This window comes from Roseovarius roseus (assembly GCF_043355935.2).
GTDB classification, from domain to species: domain Bacteria; phylum Pseudomonadota; class Alphaproteobacteria; order Rhodobacterales; family Rhodobacteraceae; genus Roseovarius; species Roseovarius roseus.
In genome coordinates this window covers 86,589-109,540 of the sequence record NZ_JBHFPE020000012.1, presented here as the reverse complement: position 1 = coordinate 109,540, position 22,952 = coordinate 86,589, and the positions used below count along the sequence as shown (strand labels likewise).

The 22,952-nt window shown below is 62.4% G+C and carries 19 protein-coding genes and 2 pseudogenes; 14 read left to right on the top strand and 7 right to left on the bottom strand.

Translation table 11 applies throughout. The features are described from left to right. Nucleotides 1-743 (bottom strand): annotated as a pseudogene (locus ACEWPL_RS19530) (IS110 family RNA-guided transposase); the annotation flags it as partial. A 102-nt stretch (nt 744-845) separates the two neighbouring features. Beyond that, a pseudogene (locus ACEWPL_RS15605) lies at nt 846-1,007 on the bottom strand (IS5/IS1182 family transposase); the annotation flags it as partial. Nucleotides 1,008-1,483: 476 nt separating this feature from the next. Here ACEWPL_RS15605 and ACEWPL_RS15600 point away from each other — a divergent pair. From ACEWPL_RS15600 to ACEWPL_RS15585, 4 genes are all read left to right on the top strand, one after another. Continuing rightward, entirely contained in the window at nt 1,484-3,559 is a 2,076-nt protein-coding gene (locus ACEWPL_RS15600) for a hypothetical protein (protein WP_393930319.1), read from the top strand. A gap of 63 nt (nt 3,560-3,622) precedes the next feature. Continuing rightward, complete coding sequence (locus tag ACEWPL_RS15595; protein WP_393930322.1) at nt 3,623-4,231, top strand: hypothetical protein; 609 nt, start codon at nt 3,623-3,625, stop codon at nt 4,229-4,231. Next, nucleotides 4,206-4,451, top strand: coding sequence for a hypothetical protein (locus tag ACEWPL_RS15590; protein ID WP_393930324.1), 246 nt, complete (start codon nt 4,206-4,208; stop codon nt 4,449-4,451). Before ACEWPL_RS15595 ends, ACEWPL_RS15590 begins: the two co-directional genes overlap by 26 nt. A 33-nt stretch (nt 4,452-4,484) precedes the next feature. Then, on the top strand, nt 4,485-4,847 hold the full coding sequence (locus tag ACEWPL_RS15585; protein WP_393930326.1) for a hypothetical protein: 363 nt from the start codon (nt 4,485-4,487) through the stop codon (nt 4,845-4,847). Between the two features lie 1,360 nt (nt 4,848-6,207). Here ACEWPL_RS15585 and ACEWPL_RS15580 read toward each other — a convergent pair. Further along, on the bottom strand, nt 6,208-7,134 hold the full coding sequence (locus tag ACEWPL_RS15580; protein ID WP_393930328.1) for an MYG1 family protein: 927 nt from the start codon (nt 7,132-7,134) through the stop codon (nt 6,208-6,210). Nucleotides 7,135-7,337: 203 nt separating this feature from the next. After that, complete coding sequence (locus ACEWPL_RS15575; RefSeq protein WP_393930512.1) at nt 7,338-7,649, bottom strand: ETC complex I subunit; 312 nt, start codon at nt 7,647-7,649, stop codon at nt 7,338-7,340. Between the two features lie 121 nt (nt 7,650-7,770). Here ACEWPL_RS15575 and ACEWPL_RS15570 point away from each other — a divergent pair, with 121 nt between their 5' ends. The 9 genes from ACEWPL_RS15570 (at nt 7,771) to ACEWPL_RS15530 (ending at nt 19,081) form a co-directional block, all read left to right on the top strand. Continuing rightward, nucleotides 7,771-8,652: a LysR family transcriptional regulator gene (locus ACEWPL_RS15570; RefSeq protein ID WP_393930331.1), complete on the top strand. Its 882-nt coding sequence runs from the start codon at nt 7,771-7,773 to the stop codon at nt 8,650-8,652. A 180-nt stretch (nt 8,653-8,832) separates the two neighbouring features. Further along, nucleotides 8,833-10,284 carry an aldehyde dehydrogenase family protein gene (locus tag ACEWPL_RS15565; RefSeq protein WP_393930333.1) on the top strand — a complete coding sequence of 484 codons (1,452 nt, stop codon included), beginning with the start codon at nt 8,833-8,835 and terminating at the stop codon, nt 10,282-10,284. Between the two features lie 79 nt (nt 10,285-10,363). Then, entirely contained in the window at nt 10,364-11,377 is a 1,014-nt protein-coding gene (locus tag ACEWPL_RS15560; RefSeq protein WP_393930335.1) for a membrane dipeptidase, read from the top strand. A 54-nt stretch (nt 11,378-11,431) separates the two neighbouring features. Further along, the gene (locus tag ACEWPL_RS15555; protein WP_393930337.1) at nt 11,432-12,976 is read left to right on the top strand and encodes a BCCT family transporter; all 1,545 of its coding nucleotides are present in this window, start codon (nt 11,432-11,434) and stop codon (nt 12,974-12,976) included. 61 nt (nt 12,977-13,037) lie between these two features. After that, nucleotides 13,038-14,729, top strand: a complete 1,692-nt coding sequence (locus ACEWPL_RS15550; RefSeq protein WP_393930339.1) for a hypothetical protein — start codon at nt 13,038-13,040, stop codon at nt 14,727-14,729. Then, a complete protein-coding gene (locus ACEWPL_RS15545; RefSeq protein WP_393930341.1) occupies nt 14,726-15,367 on the top strand; it encodes a DUF3726 domain-containing protein in 642 nt (213 codons plus the stop codon). The genes ACEWPL_RS15550 and ACEWPL_RS15545 overlap by 4 nt, the downstream gene beginning before the upstream one ends. Before the next feature lie 269 nt (nt 15,368-15,636). Continuing rightward, nucleotides 15,637-16,623, top strand: a complete 987-nt coding sequence (locus ACEWPL_RS15540) for a TAXI family TRAP transporter solute-binding subunit (RefSeq protein ID WP_393930343.1) — start codon at nt 15,637-15,639, stop codon at nt 16,621-16,623. Continuing rightward, nucleotides 16,620-17,090: a DUF1850 domain-containing protein gene (locus ACEWPL_RS15535; protein ID WP_393930345.1), complete on the top strand. Its 471-nt coding sequence runs from the start codon at nt 16,620-16,622 to the stop codon at nt 17,088-17,090. Before ACEWPL_RS15540 ends, ACEWPL_RS15535 begins: the two co-directional genes overlap by 4 nt. After that, nucleotides 17,087-19,081: a TRAP transporter permease gene (locus tag ACEWPL_RS15530; RefSeq protein WP_393930347.1), complete on the top strand. Its 1,995-nt coding sequence runs from the start codon at nt 17,087-17,089 to the stop codon at nt 19,079-19,081. Before ACEWPL_RS15535 ends, ACEWPL_RS15530 begins: the two co-directional genes overlap by 4 nt. 95 nt (nt 19,082-19,176) lie before the next feature. On the opposite strand, the gene ACEWPL_RS15525 is transcribed toward ACEWPL_RS15530, so the two are convergent. The 3 genes from ACEWPL_RS15525 to ACEWPL_RS15515 form a co-directional block, all read right to left on the bottom strand. After that, on the bottom strand, nt 19,177-20,439 hold the full coding sequence (locus ACEWPL_RS15525; RefSeq protein ID WP_393930349.1) for a lytic murein transglycosylase: 1,263 nt from the start codon (nt 20,437-20,439) through the stop codon (nt 19,177-19,179). 123 nt (nt 20,440-20,562) lie between these two features. Then, entirely contained in the window at nt 20,563-21,705 is a 1,143-nt protein-coding gene (locus ACEWPL_RS15520) for an alpha-D-ribose 1-methylphosphonate 5-triphosphate diphosphatase (RefSeq protein WP_393930351.1), read from the bottom strand. Next, complete coding sequence (locus ACEWPL_RS15515; protein WP_393930353.1) at nt 21,702-22,439, bottom strand: esterase/lipase family protein; 738 nt, start codon at nt 22,437-22,439, stop codon at nt 21,702-21,704. The genes ACEWPL_RS15520 and ACEWPL_RS15515 overlap by 4 nt, the downstream gene beginning before the upstream one ends. A gap of 42 nt (nt 22,440-22,481) precedes the next feature. Here ACEWPL_RS15515 and ACEWPL_RS15510 point away from each other — a divergent pair, with 42 nt between their 5' ends. Continuing rightward, nucleotides 22,482-22,949: an NUDIX domain-containing protein gene (locus ACEWPL_RS15510; protein WP_393930355.1), complete on the top strand. Its 468-nt coding sequence runs from the start codon at nt 22,482-22,484 to the stop codon at nt 22,947-22,949. Nucleotides 22,950-22,952 lie beyond the last annotated feature (3 nt).

Below are 22,952 nucleotides of genomic sequence, written 5' to 3'. Positions count from 1 at the left end.
CAAGGGCCAACATTCTTCGAAGAGGTGAAGCGCGCAGGGTCGTCGACGGCGGACCGGTAAGTCAGGGCGACAACTGCACCAACCCCTGGCATCGTCATCAGTCGCACACAAACCGGGTCGTCCTGAGCCATCTGCCGAACCAGTTTTTCAAGATCCGCAAGTTCCTGGCGCAGCGACGCCCTTGCACGCAACATGGGAGCTGTTGCTGTCTCGAGCATGACATTGCCCCCAGCGAGCTCTCGAATGCGATGCTCAAACTTTCCTCGGGAGATCGCCCCGACTTTCAAACCAAAGTTACACAAGAGCCGGCGCAGTGACATCTCCAGCGCGATCATGTTCTGCTGGATCGCCTTCCGAGCACTGAGAATGGCGCGAACCTCCTGCGCCGAAACTGACTTGCATTAGACGGGGCGGAACCATCCGAGGTGAAGCAGACGCGCAATGCCTTCGGCATCCCTACGATCTGTTTTGATGGGCATGGCCTTCAAGGCACCCTTCACCTGCCGTGTCTCCATCAGAACGGCATCCAGCCCGGCACCTGTCAGCCAGCGATGCAGCCACTGTGACAAGAGGCCGGCCTCAAGACCCAGGGCGGCAATATTGCCGTCCAGGGCCTGAAGACACGCGAGCAAAGGCTCCGGTTCGCTGGCGACCTCAGCTTCCCTAACGATCTTTCCATGCTCGCTGACCACGCAGATCGCCGTCTTGGCCAATGACACATCCAGTCCGATAAACAGTTTCATCCCCTATTCCTCCAATCAGGTTTGATACGGGAATGGCGACAGCGCAGCGGTGATCTGGCAAGCGGTAATGGTGATGCGCAACGCAAGACCCGTTACGGCATCTCATAGCCAGTAGATGAGGGTTGCGGCGAGGGTGATGGCGGAGAAGAAGGCCCTGGGGCACCGGTCGTATCTGGTTGCAACGCGCCTCCAGTCCTTGAGCCTTCCGAACATGATCTCATTCCGGTTGGGACGTTGATATCGCGGCTTGTCGTATTTCATGGTTGTAAAGCGTCTTGTGCGGGCCGTGCTCTGTGGTCGCCATTGTCTCTCGGACCAATGGCGCGACAATGGCTCACCATCGCGCAAGCCATTGCGATTGATGAAGATGATCCCCTGTTCAGTCCCGGCATTTGCAGGATCGCAGTCAAGATGGATCGATCTGGATCTGAAGTTCAAATCTTGCAGATGTGTTCGTAGGGCGTGAGGCTGCCGAGCGTCTTGAGCCTGCGGACGAAGTTGCAGACGTTCATGAAGTTGGCGAAACACCGCGCCGATATCCGCCGCGTTGACGGAAATCAACTCCGTTCCCTCCATACAACCTATGAAGGAATCATGGATTGGTGGTTGTTTCTGTTCACACCATAGGCACCGCGTTTTTTTTGCCTATTCTTGACTATTTCAGAAAACTGACGGGGCGCATTTGCCTTGCCTATAAGGCTGCCGCCAGCGCGGTCAGAAATTTTAAAGGAGGACATCACATGAAAACCGAAAAAGACCGCATGGACCCAATTGATGCCAAGATCTCTGATATGCAGGCCGTGCGTCTCGCGGATTTGACCGGAGCGCCGCTGCAAACCCTCAAGGGACAGAAATTCAGCAAACTTCACAAAGAACTGCAATGGCGGATCGATCCGGACCTGCTGCTGTTTCGCCGCGTCTGCGGGCAGGTTGTCAAACGCAACCCGGTCTCGGGTGAATTGGAAGGCGTGCCCAACGCCACTGTGCATGTCGAGGATACCGATTGTTCGTTTCACATCTACAGCCCGCCGGGCTGGCCGCGCTGGTCATGGTTTTTTCCGACGAAATGCAAACGCGAACCGGTCACAACGGCCACGACAGATGAATGCGGCCACTTCTGTGTCTGGATCCCCGCTTGGGAAATCGACTGGATCATCAAATGGCGGCGCGCGCGGCTTTGTTTCCCGACGCTCTATCCCATCCGCCTGAAAGATTGGCTGGAGCGGATTCCGGTACCCGAACTGGAGCTCGAACCGCCCCGGATCAAATGGCCACGCCCGCCAGAAGAGCGGTTTGCCGGGCGTCCGTCGGTTGCAGCGACGCCCATCGAAATTCCGAAACCAAAACCTGATCCTTTTAAGCGTGGGGCGGCACAGCCCGCGCAACTGGCCGCGCTGCTGCGGCGACCCGAGGTACTGGACCGGCTGCGCGAGGAAGCCGGAGAGACCGTTACGGCCCAGCTTGAGGCGCTTGTCAGCCGCGGGTCTTTCGGGACCAGCACGGAAAAACTGGAGGCCGAGCTTGAGATGCGCGCGCATCGCGTGCCGCCACCCCTGCCCGATAAGGGACAGCCATTCGATGTGGATATGAGCGATGAAATGCGCAAAGCCGCCCCAGATCTAGACTCTCACCACTGGGTCGGGCCGTTCTGGCGTTGTACCGATATCGTTCTGGGTATCTGGACCAAGATCAAGGATGTCCCCGATATTACCTTCCGTGTGACCCAGGACGTGGATGGCGATGGCACCGACGAAGTGATTTATTCCGAAGGCTTCTTTGACGTGCGTTGGAACAGCACCGGACTGTCGGATGTCGTGCTGGAAGCAGAAGCGCATGCGGTGTCCTCGCCCAATTGCGAAGGGCCCGAGATTGACCCTTCCGGCTGTTCCGCGCCGACAATCCTGACAGCGGGCCTGATGCCGCTTGAGTCCCCCTACTTCGATCTGAGTACGGGCTATGGGCGCATGGTTAACCGGGCGCGGTCGGGGGGGCTGTCCACCTCTGCGCGCGACACTCTCACCACGGCACCACTGTGGTCGACGGTGCAACTGCATGGCTGCCACCGCTTTTCCGGCGCAGTGCAATACCGGCTGATGAAGAAACATCAGAGCAGCGGCAGCTTTACTCCGGTGCAGGACGAAAGCTGGTGGGCGCCACGCCTTGGTGCGGGAGGGCCGATCCACATCGTGCCAGATTCGGACGGATGGTATCCCATCCTGCCTGCCGGTGATCTGGTGTTTCCGCACTGGTTGCTGAACTGGCGCACGCAGCGCTATGCCAATGGCCGCTACGAGATGCAACTTGAACTGGGCGATGCAGGCAAGAACGTCGTGGATACCAGTGCGGCCGTGCCCATCCAGATCGACAACATCCGGCCCCATGCGGTCTTTACTGCGATGCAGTGGCGTCCTTCGGGAACCGGTGGCTGGTCGCCGCTGCCGGACGTGTGTCCGGTCATTCGTAGGCCCGAAGGCACGGACATCGAAATCCGGGTTTCCTGCGAAGTGTCGGCGGCGCATCTACGCAATGCCATTCTGTTTGGCCGTAGTTGCGAAGGCACACCGCTGGGCCGGATGGATGCGACGGCGGACTATGACCACTGGCACGTCACCGATACCGACAACGCTTGGACCACGACAGCCCGCTTTCTGGTGAGCGGCGCCTCTGACGAGGGGGCCTATACTATTGGCATCGACGCGCAGGGCCGAGCCTTTAACCCTGCGGGGGGCGATGCTGGGCCCAGCAGTGGATGGGACTACGACGAGGCCTATTCCTGGACTCACCCGCGGCGCCACATTGCCATCGTCAACATCTGACGGGACATCCCTGCCGGTCCGCGTGACCGGCAGGGCCTTTTGCCAATTTGACATGAATTTATCATGGAACGGATTGCAAAAGGCGCCCTGGACGTGCGCGTCGAGGACCCAAATTGGAAAACCATTTCCAATGCAAAGGTCACCGCAACCCGCAGGGAGAAAGACACCCAATCCAAGCCCATCGTTCTGAAGTTGTCGAAAGAGACGCAAAGCTATCACGCGACGGACATTGTGCCGGGGCAGTACCTGCTGCAGGCAGATGCGCCGCACCTTGAGGGCGACGAACGACAGGTCGTGATCCATGATGGCGCCAATTCTGAACGGTTCGTTCTGGGGCGCAAGGGTATGCCGGTCTATTACCGTGGCACGGTCCGGGTGCCGTTCGATCCCGACCCTGCGCGCCTTGCGGTGGCACTGGCCCCTGCTATCCCCGACGATGAGATCGAAAAGCTCAGGGCGCTGATCAGGGAGTTGGGCCTGACCGAGCAAGAAGACATCCCCCAAGAGGTCCGGCAGGAGGGCGTCGCGATTTATACGCATTCCGAAAACGACGACGCGATGGACGGTACCATCGCCAAGCTTCGCGCGCATACCGCCGTGGCGGCGGCGGGTCTGGTTCGCCACCAGCGATTTCTGGGCCCGAGCCATGATCACCCATTTTCCCGGCTTTGAATTCCGCTATCCGCAGGAATGGATGCCGTCCAACATGCCCGGCAGCACGGTGCCCAACCCGTTGGTCCCCGGCACCTACCTGATCGGCGAGACACCGATCGCCGGCCTTGCCCCCGGTGCCGACCAGATCGTCAAAATGACCTGGGACGCAGCCCTTGTGCCTGAAAGTTCGGTCATGGTGGGGGGCATTCAGGCGGCCAATCCGCTGCCCGGCACGTAACCCGCCCCGCATTGGCAGGGGGATGATGATCCTATGGGCAAGCCCCGCGACCCCTGCGTAGTGACCCTGCTGGACCGCGCGCGGCTGGCGGTGCGTTGCGGCACGCAGGGCACGATGATCGTGCACGGCATGCCAACGACGCAGCTTGAGTTCCGCTGTGGCGGGATCGGCTTCAACCCGCGCCTCACGCTGGGGCGCTATCAGGGACAGGAGGTTGTCTATTTCGACCAGTCGGCGGCGGCCATCGCCCTACCGAAGCTTCTGGCCGGAGGACAATACGTCCCGCTCGTCCTGGGCATCCAGCGGCCCGACGGGCGGCGCGGTCTGGATACCTTGCGCGCCACCCAACGCCGCGCCGATAGCACGCTCAGCGCAGGTTACGCCATAGACGCCTGAGACACCGGATCTGAGCAAAACCTGCCGTGCGGCTTTGCCGAGCCGCGCGGCAAACTCATGCGAAATATACCTCTGACTTGCGCCATTGCAGCCAGCCGACTTAGTCGGGCATTGCGCGCACCGCACTATTCAGCGCCACAACAGCCGTTCGCGGGGCTCTGCCAGAACTTCTACTATGCGGGACGTTACTGCCGTCTGTTGGGATATTTAAAAGGTCTGCTTCCAGCCCGAGTGAGACATTCAAAACGATCATTTGCGCCGCTGCATTACTTTCGCATTGCAGCCGTTCGTTTATCACGCCCAAAGGCAAAGGGAAGCCAATCGCAAGGTTTGATATGCCTCAATGAGATGGGCTGTCCGTGTGGTACGATTCCTTTGTGAAATTTAATGGGCTGCCGATAATTAGCGACTTGAGGACACCGAGCATGTGCTTTTCTGCGACCGCCAGCTTCACAACAGCAGCTGTACTACTACCAGTGGCGGCATATACAATCGGGACCGCTTTGAAGACAGACCGGCGATATCTGGGATTCGCAATTTTCCCTCTCTTTTTTGGTGTTCAGCAAGCTTCGGAAGGCGGGCTTTGGATAGAAATCGCGCAGTCGGACCCTGGGCAATCGCATCTTTTTGCCTTGGGGTTCTTGTTTTTTTGCCTATCTCGTCTGGCCATTCCTGGTACCGTTCGCGACGTTTCTTATTGAACCGCGCAGAAAACGAAGAATGGTTTTCTTGGCTCTGAGTGTTTTGGGGCTCTTTCTGGGGCTGACTCTTTTTGTGCCTTTGGTTTTCAATCCAGATTGGGTGCCGCTCAGGATCGTGAAATACTCTATCGACTACAACTCACGACTAATCTGGGAGGGCGTCGTGCCATACAGTATCATTCGGGTCGTCTACGCTGGCATCGTTTGCCTGCCTTTGCTCTTGTCGTCTGAAAAACATATCAAGATTTTCGGCGTAGTAATCACCCTTTCCGTCATCGCAGGCTTCGCGTTCGCTCACTATGCATTCACTTCAGTCTGGTGTTTCATGGCCGCAATTGTGTCGAGCTACCTGTTGTTTGCAATGAGAGCTGTCAGCAGGCGTAATACGGAGTGAGTCAAATCTGTTTGTGGCCTGACTTGCAATCCGCCTTCCTGAACTTTGAGCTGTCACCGATGTCTGCTGGTCCGGAACTGTATGCCGTGAATGTCCGGTCTTGAGGTTTATTTGCGTGGGTTCATTTTGCCCGCGCAGCGAAGGTCCGCGTTCCGCCCGCCCTGCCCAATTCGGGCCTAGACTACGAAGTCTCGTGTTGCATTGCATTCAATGTTGGCATTGCTCCTGAGACCGATACTGAACAACGCGTCGGTCCACGGCAGAATTAAACGACCACAGCCTCAGCCACCGCGATATCCGCCATTCTGAGGACCGCTTCGCGCGAAGCGGCCACCGCGATGAACCGACCGTTGTGGCAAAACTTCGCACCGTCCACGCCGCAAGCAACTTCGAGCTCAACGTCGGTCAACCCGGCCCAAGCGGCAGGAAGGTCGGCGCGATTGTCGAACGTGTCTTCGCCCACGCGGATCGTGGTCAGCGCCCAATCGGTGCCGCGCGGATGGATGACGAAGAGCAGATGATCGGCGCCGGCCTTTTCCACACCCGCGCGAAAAGGCATTCCCATGGTCAGTTCCAGCACACGCCCCTCGCCTGCGGCCTCAATCGCGGCCATCACCATCGCCTCGGCGCGGCACTTGGCGGCTTTGCGTTTGATCTGTGCCTCGACAAGAGCGCGCGCCACCGGCAGTGCAGCCATGAAGGCGCGGTCATCAGCGCCCTCTTCGCGGTCGTCAAAGACCGGCTTCAGGCTTTCCAGCAGCACTGGCAAGGTCAGCCTGGCGAACAGCGGTCCGGCCTCGGCCGCGTCTACTGCGCCGTTATCAAGCAAATCAACCGGCAGTACGAAACCATGATCAAACGCGGCGTGAATCCCGCGCACATCTTTTTCGGGTACATCCATCGTGCGCAGATAGTCACGACCGTAATGCGCCCAGATCAACCCGAATGAGCTGTAGGGCTGGCCATCATCGCGGAGCGGATTTGGGCGCTGATGATGATCGAAAATCCGTACAGTTGCGTCGAACTCGCGCCCGACATCATAGATGATCCGGCCCTCGGCGGGCCTGACCCATGCCTTGTCCCGGCTGCGGATCAACTCGGCTTCGGGAAACAGCCGCGTCAGAATGACCGACGACAACAGCTCGTCAGCATGAAAACCGCCTGAATGGGTGACGAGATGGGTGATGGTCATCAGAGACAGGCTCCAGCAGAGTTTGAAACGATTGGCGTGACCAAACCGGCCGTCCTTCCGATCAAAATGATAGTGATTTTTCGAAAAGGGCGGCGTAGTTCATGGAGTGCAAAGCGCCACAGCCACAATAAACAGACTGGCAAGCATCGTCGCGGGATCCTTACCCCGATTCCGAGACAACCTTGCCCCGATTTACAGCGGGCTCAGTGGGTCCAGACCGCCTTGCGGTTGGTCGCAAAATTCTCGCCATAGCCACCTTGGCGGATGTTGGGCTTGCGCGCGTGGGGATCCTGCACGACCACGTCGATGCCATGCTCCTGCGCATATTCCAGCGCCGCGTCCTTGGTCGGGAAGGTCAGCCGCACCTGCGCCTGCGTATCGTTGGAGGATGTCCAGCCCATCAGCGGATCAACCTCGCGCGCCGTGTCCGCGACATATTCCAGCACCCATTTGCGCGTCTTGGCGGTGCCGGACGACATGGCGGTGCGGGCGGGGCGATAGATACGTGCGGGCATTGGCGTCTCCTCGGCGGTGCTGTCCTTCCATTGCACCATGAAAGCCCCTTAGTCAATTGCGGCGCAGCGCCGCGCTGCGCTAGGATCATGCCAAAGCGGCAGCGAGGCATCCTGGGGGCATATGGCGATCAAGATCGAAATGCTGCGCTGTTTTCAGGCGGTGGCGGATCACGGCAGCCTGACGGGCGCTGCCGATGCGCTGGGGCGCACGCCCTCGGCCATCTCGATGATGCTGCGCCAGTTCGAAGACCATATCGGCGCGCCCCTTTTCGAGAGCGCCCGCAAATCGCGCCTCACGCCCTTGGGCGAGTTGATCCGCGCCGAGGCCGCGCGCGAGCTGGTGCATTATGCGCGCACCATCGAGGCAATCGAGGCCTTGTCCCACGCCAAGGCCGGCAATGTGCGCCTGTCCTGCACACCCTCGGTCGCGCAGACGGTCATGCCGCCCATCCTGCGCGATTTCATGGCCGCCCGGCCCGGCGTGCGGATCGACATGCGCGACACCGACAGCGGTACGGTTCAGCGCGACCTGATCGAGGCGCGCGCCGATATCGGCATCGGCTCACTGCCACCCCTGCCCGGCTTTCGCCGCGATCTGCTGTTTTCGGACGCGTTCGGCGTGGTCTGCCCTGTCCAGCATCCGCTGGCCGCAAGGTGGGACCGGCTGGCATGGGCTGACCTCGCCGGAATCGACTTCATCGCCAACGGGCTCTGCGCGCAGATCACCGATGCGGATTTCCAGCCGGTCCTGACCGCATCGCGCCTGATGGTGCGCAACACCGCGTCGATTCTCAGCATGGTCCGCGCCGGTGCAGGCGTCACGATCCTGCCGCGACTTGCCGTCCCGCCCGAGTTTCAGGATCTCGCCTTCCTGCCCCTTGCAGGCACCGCCGCGTGCCGCGAGGTATGGGTTGTCATGCCTCCCGATGCTGAGGTCAGTCCTGCCGTACAGGCCCTCGCCCGCGTGATCCGCGACGCGAATATTCAGCCTGCGCCCGGCTGACCCGCCCTGAAATTCAGCTATTCTGAAATTACGTTAACTATTTTGCGATTGCCCTGAAGTACGCTCTTGACTGACACTCCCGGCTTTAAACGGCAAGACCTGTTGCAGCAGCGAACTGGTCCTGCCGTCACCGAAACAATGGCGCGCCCGCAGCGCGCCAAGGCCAAGGGGATCGTCACCATGACTGACATTCGCAAAAACTACATCGCCGGCGAATGGGTTACCGGCCCGGGCCAGATCGACAATATCAACCCTTCGCACCTCTCGGACGTCATCGGCACCTATGCCCAGGCCAGCGCCGAGCAGCTGGACCGCGCGCTGGATGCAGCAAAAACCGCGCAAGTTGAATGGGCCGGCTATGGCCTTGAGCGCAAACAGGCCGTGCTGAACGCCATCGGAACCGAGATGATGGACCGCGCCGAAGAGCTGGGCACGCTGCTCAGCCGAGAAGAGGGCAAGCCGTTTGCCGAAGGCAAGGGCGAGGTCTACCGCGCCGGCCAATTCTTCACCTACTACGCCGCCGAAATCCTGCGCCAGCTGGGCGAGACCGCCGATAGCGTGCGCCCCGGCGTCGAGATCGACGTGCGCCGCGAGCCTGTGGGCACGGTCGCCATCATCAGCCCCTGGAACTTTCCCACCGCGACCGCCAGCTGGAAGATCGCGCCCGCCCTCGCCTATGGCAACGCGGTGATCTGGAAGCCCGCCAACGTGACCCCCGCCTCGGCTCACGCGCTGACCGAGATCATATCGCGCCAGGATATCCCCAAGGGCCTATTCAACCTCGTCATGGGCGCAGGCCGCGACGTGGGTCAACGCCTGGTGGAAAGCCCGAAGGTCGATGCGATTTCCTTTACCGGCTCTGTCCCTGTGGGCCGCGGGATCGCCGCCGCCGCCGTTCAGAACTTCACCCGCGTGCAGATGGAAATGGGTTCGAAAAACGCGCTTCTGATCTGCGACGATGCCGATCTCGACCTTGCAGTAACGCTCGCCCTTGGCGGTGCCTTCGGCGGCACGGGCCAAAAATGCACCGCCTCCTCCCGCCTCGTGGTCATGGAGGCCGTGCATGACGCCTTCACCCAAAAGCTCGTGGCAGGCGCCAAGGCGATGAAGGTCGGCCCGGCGCTGGCAGATGGCACCCAGATCGGGCCGGTGGTCAGCGAAGAGCAACTGACCGAAAACCTGGCCTGGGTCGAAAAAGGCCGCGCCGAGGGCGCCACCCTCGCCTGCGGCGGCGAGAGGCTGAGCATGGAGACAGAAGGCTACTTCATGTCACCCGGCATCTTCACCGGCACCACCAATGATATGCAGATCAACCGCGAGGAAATGTTCGCCCCCCTCGCCTGCGTCATCAAGGTCGCCAGCTATGAGGAAGGCCTCAAGGTCGTAAATGACACGAATTTCGGCCTCACCTCCGGCATCGTCACCACCTCGCTCGCTCGCGCCACGCATTTCCGCCGCAACGCTCGAACGGGCGTCGTCACGGTCAACCTGCCGACGGCCGGCACCGATTACCACGTCCCGTTCGGCGGACGCGGCGACAGCTCCTACGGCCCGCGCGAGCAAGGCCAGACCGCGCGCGAGTTCTACACCATCGTAAAAACCGCCTACATCGCGTCGGGCACCCCATCATGACCCGTAAAAGCAACCCAGTCTTCATCTTGGTAAAAATACTCAAATCCGCCGTCGCAGACCGCGCACCCGGAGCCGATGCATGACCAGCTTCACTCCCCGCATCGACGGCCTGCAATACGCCAACTGGTCGGATAAGATCTTCCGCCAGATGCGCGCAGGTGGCCTCGACGCGGCGCATGTGACCATCGCCTATCACGAGACGTTCCGCGAGACGGTTCTGAACATCGAGCGCTGGAACCGCTGGTTCGAGCAATACCCCGATCTCATCATGAAGGGCCGGTGGGCGGGCGATGTGCGCACAGCGCACGAGACCGGCCGCACGGCCATCTTCTTCGGCTTCCAGAACCCCAGCCCCATCGAGGACGATATCGGCCTGGTCGAGGTGCTGCACGATCTGGGCGCGCGCTTCATGCAACTAAGCTACAACAATCAGTCGCTTCTGGCGACGGGCTGCTACGAGGCCGAGGATCCCGGCATCACGCGCATGGGCCGCGCCGTCATCAAGGAGATGAACCGCGTGGGGCTCGTTGTCGACATGAGCCATTCGGCAGACCGCTCTACCATCGAGGCCGCCGATATCAGCGAACGCCCCATCGTCATAACTCATGCCAACCTCCACTCATGGCAGCCTGCCCTGCGCAACAAACGCGATGACGTCATCCGCGCCGTCACTCAAAATGGCGGCATGATGGGATTCTCGGCCTATCCGCATCACCTCAAGGGCAAGTCGGACTGCACATTGCAGGATTTCTGCGAAATGATCGCCCGCGCGGCGGAGCAATTCGGGCCTCAGCATTTCGGCATCGGCACTGATCTTTGCCAGGATCAGCCCGACAGCATCGTCGAGTGGATGCGCACGGGCCGCTGGACCAAAGAGATCGATTACGGCGAGGGCAGCGCTGCCGCCCCCGGCTTCCCGCCGCAGCCGGACTGGTTCAAGGACAACCGCGATTTTGGCAATTTCGAGAAAGGCCTCAAGCAAGTCGGCTTTGACCAAGCCGAGATTGCGGGCCTCATGGGCGGCAATTGGTTGCGTTTCTTCGAGGAAAACTTCATCCCCCGCGCTTTCAAGGCCGAATCCGCGGGCAATTAGAACTGCCGGGACAATCCGGCGACACGACTACATAACACTCAGGGAGGGTGTAACATGAGCGATACGAACGCCGAGCGCGGGTCCCGCGCGCATATCAACGTACCCCTATTCGCGATCACCGGGGGGTTCATTGCCCTCTTCTGCATCATCGCGTTGGTCAATCTGGAGCTTCTGTCCGCCATCGTCGATGCCAGCTTCGCCTTCTCGGCGAAGTATTTCGGCCTCTACTGGCAGATCCTGCTTCTGGCCACGTTCCTCATCGGCCTCGTTCTGGTGGTGATGCCCGGCGGGCGCGCGATCATGGGCAACATGAGTGTGCCGGAATTTCCCGCATTCCAGTGGGGCGCGATGATCATGTGTACGCTTCTGGCCGGGGGCGGCGTCTTCTGGGCCGCGGGCGAGCCGATGGCGCATTTCCTCTCGTCGCCGCCCTATTTCGGCGCCGAGTCGGGCACCGCAGATGCGGTCGGCCCCGCCATGGCTCAAAGCTTCATGCATTGGGGCTTTCTTGCTTGGGCCATTCTGGGCGCGCTCAGCAGCATCATGCTGATGCACTACCACTACGAAAAGGGCCTGCCGATGGCGCCCCGCACGCTGCTCTATCCGGTTTTCGGGGATGCGGCCATCAGCGGCCCGATCGGCTGGATCGCGGATGCGGCCTGCATCATCGCCGTGGTCGCGGGCACCGTTGGTCCGGTGGGCTTTCTGGGTCTGCAGGTCAGCTATGGCCTCAACGCGCTTTTCGGCATCCCTGACACCTTCACCACGCAGGCGGTCGTGATCGGCGGGCTGGTCACGCTCTACACGATCTCGGCCATTACGGGTCTGTCCAAGGGGATCCAGATCCTCAGCCGGATCAACGTGATCCTCGCGGCCGTTCTTCTGGCCTATATGCTGATCGCCGGCCCGACGACCTTCATCTTCTCCAGTTTCGCGCAGGGCTTCTCGACATACATCACCGATTTCTTCGGCATGGCACTCTATCGCGGTGAGGCCGAGGTGTTCGGCGATCCGGGCTGGCTGGGCTGGTGGACCGTGTTCTTCTGGGGCTGGTTCATGGGTTATGGCCCGCTGATGGCGATGTTCATCGCGCGCGTCAGCCGCGGCCGCTCGATCCGCTCGATCATCATCATGCTGTCGATTGTCGCCCCCGTCGTGACCACCTTCTGGTTCTCGATCGTCGGTGGCTCGGGCATCGCGTTCGAGCTGAACAATCCCGGCTCGGTCTCGACCGCCTTCGAAGGCTTCAACCTGCCCGCCGCGCTTCTGGCGATCACCCAGCAGATGCCGCTCGGCTTTTTGGTGTCGCTGCTGTTCCTGATCCTGACGACGATCTTCGTCGCAACAACGGGCGACTCGATGACCTATGTCATCTCGGTCGCCATGTCGGATGAGGACCGCAGCTCGACTAGCGTGCGTGTCTTCTGGGGCGTGACGATGGGCATCATGGCCCTCATCCTGATCTGGACCGGCTCGGGCGGCATCGGCAAGCTGCAAAGCTTCATTGTCGTCACCGCAGTGCCGGTCTCGCTGATCCTGCTCCCGTCGCTCTGGGACGCTTTCCGCATCACCCTTGCGAAGGGGCGCGGCACGGATTGATATGATAGCATTGGGCGGCCCAAAGGGGCCGCCCAATTTATTTGAGAGGAGGAGTCCCCCCATGCAGATCGACATGACCGCCGCCATCGCCGCCTTGCGCCAGCCGGATCAGGTGATGCGACTGGAACGATTGGGCTCCTTCCATCAAAGCCGCCTCTCGTTCATGCGCATCCTGCTGCGCCGCCTCAAATCCGAGAACTGGCGGATCGAGCGACGGGTCTTCGACATCAATGCGCGCGGCACCGGCACCGCCGTCTATACCGCTCACGGACCGCTACGCAGCTACAGCCTCGTCGCCTTTGCCAATGACCTTGACCCGGCCAAGCGGTCGGACCGGGTGATCGCCACCGAATGGGACGCGACCTTTGCCCTTTTTGACGGCATCCCCAATGACGACGAGCTGGCGCGCCTGCGCGCAAACGTGCCCTTGCAGGAGGCAGGCCGCATCACAGAAAGCGAGCTGTCGCTGAGCCGTGCCAACCGCTCAGTGCGTCTGTGGGATCACGTCGTGGATGCGCTGTCTGCGGGCCGCCAGCCGGACCCCGCAATGATCGACGACGTGGGCTACCTGATGCGCACCACCGCCGTCTATGGCTCGGGCAAGTTCGGCGCGGCGGATCGCGCTGCGACCTCGGGCCGCCCGGAATTTCAGGCGCCTTATCAGATCGAGATGCTGTCGGTTTACCTGACCCGCGCCTTCGTCATGGACCTGGTCGAGGATATGGCCTGCCAGCGCGCACCAAAGAGGGCCGTGCCGATGGACCCCGCCCTGCGCCGCCGCTTTGGCATCGGCAATTCTACCGGCCTCGGCATGGCGCCCTACCTGCTCAACCACCCCGCCCTGCTGCATAGCTGGATCGCGGCGCGCGAAACTGCCCTGTCGCGCGTTCGATCCCTGCCATATGCCACGCCGCGTCATGCCAAGAAATTCCGCCAGATGGTCGACCGCGCGATCCTGCATGCCAAGGCATGGCATAGCGAGCATCCCGCACAAATCGCCAAGCTGGCCGACCTGCGCAGCGATCTGGACCGCCTCAAGGCGCACCTGACGCCAACCGCGCTGCAGGGCATGCGCCCCTGGGACGCACTCTGGCACTGGGCTGAGGACACCCTGACGCTCGAAGGGCAGGAGCAGGTCGTGTCTCTCATGCTCGAGCCATACCCCGAGATGGTCGACGATCTGGCCGACGAGATGGCCTGCGACGAGGATCGCCATTGGCGCATCTGGGGCGGCATGCCTTGCGAGCGCCTCGCCATCATCATGCGTGACATCTATGGCTGGGCGCTCGAAATCGACTGGGACGCGCCCGAGGCGCAGGCCCGCGTTTGGTATGTCTCGGAGGCCAAGCTGGAGCCGCGCCTGGGCGAGCGCCGCCTCGAGCCGGTCGAGCCCTACGAGCAGCCCCTTTGCCCGGGCCGCGACGCCGCCCGCCTTATGGCCGATCTGGAGGTATTCGAGGGCGATACCGTCGCTGCCTTCACTCTCGCCCACCCTGAGCATCGCCATATCGTGCGCCGCGCACAGATCGCCGCGCGCCTGCCCTATGCCGAGATCCGCGGCAACACGATCGGCGCGTCTCTCCTGCCCATCGACATGCTGCGCGCCAAACTCAGCTTTTTCGGTGCCTGCCATTTCGATCCACGCTCGGATCGCTGGGTGCGTATCACGATGTTCCAGAACGCGCCCTACCCCGAAGAGCTTGCCACGGGTGACGCCGATGACTGGACATATCCGGCACTGGAGGCGTCATGAGCTGGTCGCTGAGCGAGATCGAGGGCCTTGCGCGCAAGGCCGCGCGCGGCTCGGGCTTCAGCTGGGGCATGGCCGAGGAAGCGGGCAAGGCGGTGCGGTGGCTGGCCGGGATCGGCCTGCCCGGCCCCGAGGCGCTTGCCCACTTCCTGGAGGCCCATGACCGCACGCCTCATGCGCAGATGCGGCCCATTGATACGGACCTGAACACATGGACAGCCGCGGGCGGCGTGATCTGCCCCATCTCGGCCGGCGCGGCCCTGTGCGATCTGGCCCAGAACGACGCGCCCAGCCGCGACATTTGCATCACTGCCTGCGCCTATCCCCTGCTGCTCTTGCCCTTCGTGCGCGCCGCCGCCGAGGATGGCGAGCAGGCCGAGCGCATGATCTGGGAGGGCGGCGAGTTTTCCTTCGCCGCCGAGGTCCGGGGCGCCATTACTGCGCCGATGATGCCGCTGGGCGATGTGCAGGTCGCACATGGCACGAATGACGCGCTGCCTATGCCGGAATGCCAGTTGCGCTATGACCTGGCCGAAGCGCCTGCCGCCCGCCTCGCCGCCCTCGCCGCGCGCACCTACGCGCCCGATACCGAGCAAAGCCGGATCTCCGGCGCAGGCGCGGGCCTGAGCGACAACGACTGACCCCTGCCGCTGTGCGGCCGGTTAGCCCCAGTGCCTGCGGCCGGAATCTCATCAAAAATGTCTTTTTCGTTTTGAGGCAGCAGCCTATCTCAAGGTCTTCGGCGTGGCGTCAACGCTGGCTCCGCGAGCAATTCTGAACGGCATCGCGACGAAATTTCTGTCTTTTCTATTGAAAGCGGTCCCATTTCTTTGACAACTCTGTAGTCTGTGCAAGACCCGCGAAAAGACGCGGGACATCATGGGCAAAATGCCTGAACTGGGAGGACAACATGAACAACCATGCAATTCGCGGGCCGCTCGGCTTGATTGGAACGGCGGCGCTTGTCGCCATGAGCTTTGGCGCACCCGCGGTGGCGCAAGAGCAGCTTTCGATCGCCACGGGCGGAACCGGCGGCACCTACTATCCCGTCGGCGGCGGCCTTGCGGAGATCATCAACAACCATGTCGAAGGGCGTTCCGCCACGGCAGAGGTCACAGGCGCATCCGTCGAGAACATGGGGCTCATCGCCACCGGCGACGCTGACCTTGCCATCGCCCTGGCCGACACTGTCGCGCAGGCCTATACCGGCACCGGCAAGTTCGAGGGCCAGCAACTGGACATGGTGCGCGGGCTGGCGTCACTCTACGCCAACATGGTGCACATCGTGGCGCTGAAAAGCAGCGGCATCACCACGCTTGAGGATCTGCGCGGCAAGCGCGTGTCGATCGGCGCGCCCGGATCGGGCACCGAAGTCAACACCGCCGCCATTCTCGAGGCGAACGGTATCACCTATGACGACATCGACGAACAGCGCCTGAACTTCAACGAGACGGCAGACGCGCTCGCCAATGGCGACATCGACGCGGGCTTCTGGTCCGTGGGCGCGCCCACCTCTTCGATCCTGAACCTTGCCACCACGCAGGACATCGTCATCATCGCTTTGACGCAGGACGAACTGGACGCCGCCAGCGCCGCAGACGAGACGTTCGCCATGACGACACTGCCCGGCGACAGCTATACCGGCGTGTCCGACGACATTACGGTACTTGGCATTCCCAACGTGCTGACCGTGTCGTCCGAGATGCCCGACGATCTGGCCTACGAGCTGACCAAAGCGATTTTCGAGAACATCGAAGAACTTCGGGCCGTGCATCCCGCAGCCAACGAGACCACCATCGAGTTCACGATGGGCGCAACGCCGATCCCGCTGCACGCCGGTGCGCTGCGCTATTACGAGGAAGTCGGCGCCGAGATCCCGGATGATCTGCGCGAATGATGCTCGCAATGCGAGGAGGGCTTCTTGCCCTCCTCTTTTTTCCGGTCACCGCAGCCGCCGAGGACCTTGTCGCCACCCGGGCCGATGACGGAACCGAAATCGCGCGCCTTCATGTGCCGGAGGGAACGGGATGGTGCGTATTGTGGCATCACTCCGTCGAAGGTTTCGAAGTGTCGGACTGCTACGAGAACCGCGATGGCCGGATGGTCCTCGTGCAATCGCATCTGCCAGATTTCGCCGCAGGATTGGGCCATATCCCCGGCCGAGGCGAGCAGGTGTCTGACGGTGCCGGTGGCTACTTCATCCTCAACATTGATGAGCCGGTGCCCGGAAACGCCTATATCCTGCGCCCCGGACTGGGCCATGTCGACCACCGGCTACAGGTGGGTAACCGGGCCGTATCACTCTCGGCCGCCGCCCCACGTGAACGTGTGCAGATCGCACTGACAGGAGATGCGGACAAATGACTGCAGTGACAGAAATCAACCCGCTGGAAGTCAAACCGCCACGGATCGTCCTGCGTGCCATCACGGTAATCGGGATCGCGTTGTCGCTGTTTCAGCTTTACGCGGCCGGCGTGCAGCCTTTGGGTCTCTTTTTCCAGCGGCCCATCCACCTCGGTTTCGTGCTTGTCCTATGTTTCCTGATCTATCCGGTCTTTGGCCCCCATAAGGCCCGTGGCGTGCTGGGCTGGGTGATCGACGGGAGCCTGATCCTGCTGGGCGCGCTGGCAGGCGCGTGGGTTCCGATCAATATCGACATCATTGCCAACCAGATTTTCCCTCGCGATATCGATGTCTGGATCGGCGTTGTCACCATTATCGTCGTGCTTGAGGCTGCGCGCCGCGCCGTGGGGCTTGGAATGACGCTTATCGGGGCCTTCTTTGTCGCCTACGCCTTTGCAGGCAACCGCGGCGAATTGCCGTTCCTGGCCGACTGGATGCCCGGCATCCTCAATCATCGCGGCTATTCGCTGGATCGCGTCGCCAGCCAGATGACGCTGGGCGCCGAAGGCATATTCGGCATTCCGCTGGGCGTGGCGGCAACATTCGTTTTTATCTTCGTGCTCTTCGGCGCATTTCTGGAGGCCACCGGCGCAGGCAAATTCTTTATTGATCTCGCCTATGCCGCCGCAGGCAAACAGCGCGGCGGGCCTGCCAAGGCGGCTGTCATCGCTAGCGCGGGCATGGGCTCGATTTCCGGCTCGGCTATTGCCAATGTGGTCACGACCGGCGCTTTCACCATTCCGCTCATGAAAAAGCTGGGCTACCGCCCGGCCCAAGCCGGCGGGATCGAGGCTGCGGCCTCGACCGGGGGGCAGATTATGCCGCCGCTGATGGGCGCGGGTGCCTTCCTGATGAGCGAATTCACCCGCATGCCATATATCGATATCGTGCTGGTCTCGGTCTTTCCTGCGGTCCTCTATTTCGGCACGGTCTACCTGCTGGTCCACATCGCAGCCGTCAAACAAGGCATGACCGGCCTGACCGCCGAAGAGTTGCCAAAAGTGCGCGAGGTGATGGCAGAGGGTTGGCATTTCCTTTTGCCACTGGTGGCGCTGGTGGCGTTGCTGGTCGCCGGCTATTCGCCCATGCGGGTCGGTTTTTACGCAATCTTGTCGATCATCGCTGCCGCGGCGGCACGGGCGCTCTGGACCTTCGCGGCCTCAGGTCCGACCTTTGCGGGGCTCATTGAGCTTTGCCGCCGGGGCATCACGCTCACCCTTGCGGCCCTTGATCTGGGCGCGCGAAATGCGGTCGCGGTCTCGGTGGCCTGCGCGGTGGCCGGCATCATTGTTGGCGTCGTCGGCCTGACGGGGCTGGGCCTCAAATTTTCGGCCATGATGATCGCCTTTTCGGGCGGCAATCTCGTGCTGGCCCTGATCCTTGTCCTGATTGCAAGCCTGATCCTGGGTATGGGGCTGCCGGTAACGGCTGCCTATATCGTGCTTATCATCCTGGTCGGCCCAGCCCTGACCGAACAGTTCGGGGTGCCGGTCCTGATCGCACATCTGGTGGTCTTCTGGTACTCACAAGACAGCAACGTGACGCCGCCTGTCGCGCTGGCCGGCTTTGCCGGTGCGGCCATTGCGGGGTCAAAACCCATGGAGACCAGCGTTCAGGCATGGAAATACGCCAAGGGCCTGTATCTCGTCCCCCTGTTCATGGTGTTCAATGAGGAAATCATCCTCGGCGGCCCGCTGCCGCTCGTGCTCTGGAGCGGAGCCATTGCCATACTGGGTCTGACAGCCTTTGCAGCTGCGCTGGAAGGGTTTCTGTGGCATAGGATGCCCGTCTGGATGCGGCTGCTGCTGGTGCCGGGTGTGGTGGCGCTGTTCTGGCCCGACATCACGGTCGAGGTTGCAGGAACGGTGCTGATCGCCGTTTTGCTGGGCATGAACTGGGCGCAGGCGCGGCGCGCCAAGGCGCAGCCCGAGCATCCGGCAAGGGTGGGATAGACCTCGATGACAACATTTTCCGCCGCGCGGGACGGAGTGAGAATAAAGGGCGGCGTGCGTCGGTTTTTTCTTGGGTCAAATACCCAAATCTGCCCTTAGCCGCCCAGCGCCTTCAGAAGATCATAGGTCGGAAAGCCATCGGCGCTGAGCCCGGCCGAGGCCTGAAAGGCGCGGATGGCGTCGATCGTATTGGGCCCGATGATGCCGTCAATCTTTTCCACTCCAAAGCCTCGCCGCTGGAGGTGGCGCTGAAGTTCCTTGCGCTGGGTGGCGCTGATCGCGAGGTGTTGGCGCGGCCAGGCCGCCTCGATCGCGGGGCCGCCCCGCAGCCGGTCGGACAGATGGCCGACGCCGATGACGTAGGCATCGGCCTTGTTGTAGCGCTCGAGCACTTCGAAATTGTCGAAGATCATGAAGGCCGGGCCGCCTGCCCCGCCGGGCAGCAGGATCGAGGCGCGGCCATGGTTCGGCACCGCGCGGCCTTGGATATCGCGGATGCCCTCAGCGGTCCAGGCGGCGGGACTTAGCATCAGGGAGCGGCGGGCGCGGACCGGATCGAAGCTGTCCGGCAGGCGCACTTCGACGCCCCAGGGCTGGCCATGGCGCCACCCAAAACTCTTGAGATAGGCGGCAGTCGAGGCAAGCGCATCTGTCGGGTCATCCGCCCAGATATCGCGCCGCCCGTCGCCGGTGAAATCGACGGCGTGGGCCAGGTAAGAGCTGGGCATGAACTGCGTATGCCCCATTGCGCCCGCCCAGCTGCCGGTCATCGCGGTCGGCGCCACGTCGCCCGATTGCAGGATCTTCAGCGCGGCGAGAAGCTCATCTTCAAAGAATTCACCGCGCCTGCCGTCATAGGCGAGCGTGGCCAGCGACGCGATCAGCGGCTTGTCCCCGCGCACCGCGCCATAGGCGCTCTCAAGCCCCCAGATGGCCGCGACGACCTCTTTTTCGACGCCGTAGCGCTGCTCGATCTCGCGCAGGGCGGCGCTGTGGCGCGAGATGGCGCTGCGCCCGCTCTCGATACGCGCGGGTGAGACGGCGGTGTCGAGATAGTCCCAAATCTGCTTGGAGAATTCCGACTGGTTACGGTCCAGCCGGACGATGCCCGCGTCATACTGCGCGCCGGAAAAGGCCGCGTCGAGTGTCGCCTTACGGATGCCCGCCGCAATGGCGCGGCTGCGAAATCCACTCAGCCATTGGCGAAAGCCTGCATCGGATGCGGCAACGCGCAAGGCGGCCTGTTCCAGCCCCTCGGGGCGGGTCTGCGGGCGCAGATCGCTTGACAAATCCGCGCCAGCATAGCTGGGCGCGACCAGGAAAATCAGTGCTGCCGTCCTCAGTTTGAGATTGCTCATGGCGTGCCTCTCTGCCTGCTGCATTCGCTGCTTTTGTTTCACCCTACGCAACAATTGCGCAGCGCGAAAGACGGCAGCATCCGTGCTTTGCAAGGTTTCGCCGATAGGCTTCGGCGGCGCCTCTCAGCCGATCAGCCGCTGGGCCGCGGTGCCGGTGAGATAGCTGATCTGCCCGCCCGCGATGGTGCCCGCGACGCGCCGCGAAGCTTGCTCGAGGATCACCAGATCGGCGCGCTGACCCGGGACAAGCTCTCCCCGATCAGTCAAGCCCAGAACCTGCGCAGGCCCCTTGGATACCAAGTGCCAAGCGCCTGCCAGATCGTGAATCCCGGCATCAGCCAGCAGAAACGCCGCGCGCCGCAGCGAGGGGTAGTGATAGTCCGAAGCAAGCGCGTCGATCAGCCCCATCGCCGCCATGTCGGGCGCGCTGGCATTGCCGTTATGCGAACCGCCCCGCACCACATTGGGCGCTCCCATCACGATGGCATCGCCACCCACGCGGGCAGCCTCGGCGGCTTCGATCGTTTCCGGAAACTCGGCAATCTTCACGCCCAGCCTACGCCATTTGTCGCGGCCCGCCTGACTGCGATCATCATGGCTGCCCATCAGGACGCCGGCGCGTGCAAGGTCCGCCGTCAGCCGCTCCAGCGCGGCGGGCACGCGGTTCATCCCGGCGTGAAGGGCCTGCATCGCCTCCAGATGCTTTTCGGGATTGCGGCCAATGCGCAGCGCCTGCCCCGTCAGTCGCGGGGGCCGCTTGCCTGCCTCCAGCGCGTCATGCGGCAGGTGATCATTGAAGACGACATGGCCGATCTGATGCGCGGCGACGAGGGCGGCGACGGTATCGTAATCCTCAAGCATCGACACTTCGAAGCGCAGCTGCGCGCGCAGATCGGTCACCACCTCGCGGCGGATCCGCGCCAACCCGTCCAGAACCGAGCGGGCGAAATCAGGCCCGCGCATCCCGCCCTCCCAGCTATAGAATTGCGCGAGGGTGGCCGTAGTGATGCCATTTGCCGCCAGTTCGGCCTCGGCCGCGATCAGGCCCGTGCCGATATCCTTCATCGCGCCGCGCCGGGGGGCGAGGTGCCGCTCGAACCCGTCGCCATGGGCGTCGACGATGCCCGGCAGGATGGTGAACCCGCTCAGGTCCACCGGACGGCCACCGCCTTCAGCGACAAGGCCGCCCGCAATGCTCAGCGGCGCGCGGTCCAGCCCGCCGGGGCGCAGCACATCGGCCCCCTCAAACCGCAACTCCAGCGTCACTCGTCCCCCCAGCCAAAAAGATCACCAAGGGTCATCTGATGGTTGAAGGCGCCGGTGGCAAGGAATGTCTCGACCTGCGCGATGACCATCGGATTGTTCATCATGAAGGTATGCGTCACCGGCAGGACGATATGGTCGGCCATCCCGTCGACCCGCGTCGAGGCGACCGAGACCTTGCCATCATCCGCGCCCTCAAGCAGCAGCGAGAAATAGGGGTTGAGCGAGCGCGTGCCCGCAATCACCCCCAGCTCGAAATCGACGGGCGGCAGGCTGTCGGTAAAGGTGCCCGGGCCGGTATCCAGCTGCATGCCCGCCGGACCGTTCAGCCATTCGAAGAGTTCCAGCCCGCCCAACTCGTCCACGACCTCGCTGCCATGATTGGGCGGAGCCATCATCACCACACGGCCCAGTTTGGCCGGCCGATGCCCCGGCAGCCATGCCCGCAAGAGAATGCCGCCCATCGAATGGGTCACGAAATGCACGGTCTGCTCTCCGCAGGCGGCGACCGCCTGGGGCAGAACCTCATCTGCAAGGGTGGATATCCGCGCCTCGGTCGAGGGGTAGGACGGGCGCACGACGGTCATCCCCGACAGTTCCAGCGCCTCCTCCATCACCAGAAAGGACGCGTCGCTGCGCGCCAGCCCATGCAGCAGCACAGCACAATCCGCCCGCGCCGCCAATGGCAGCCCGGTCAGGATCAGCGCAAGCGCCAACATGATGCGCGGTGTTTTCATCCCCGAGCAGATATGCGCAAACTGGCCCCACGAAAAGGCCCGATGCGGGCCACCATCGGTGAAAGCCCGCCCATGCCCATCCGCCTTGCCGCCCGTGCCGTCCTGATCCACGAGGATCGACTGCTGCTGGTCAACGCCTATCCCGGCGCCGCCAGTGATCTTTGGTGTGCCCCCGGCGGCGGAGCCGAAATGCATTCCAGCCTGCCCGACAACCTTGCCCGCGAAGTATATGAGGAGACGGGGCTGCGCATCCATGTCGGCACGCCCTGTCTCGTGAACGAGTTTCACTGCGATCGCCGCGGCTTTCACCAGGTCGAGCTTTTCTTTCGCTGCACCCTCGCCAGCGGAGCCCTGAGCGACGACTGGTGCGATCCCGAAGGCGTCGTCACGCGCCGCCGCTGGTTCACCAAGGGCGAACTACCGTCGATCCGGCTCAAGCCGGATAGCCTGCCGGATGTCGCCTTTTCGGATGCCATCGGCTATGATCCCCTGGAAACGATCATAGGCTGATGC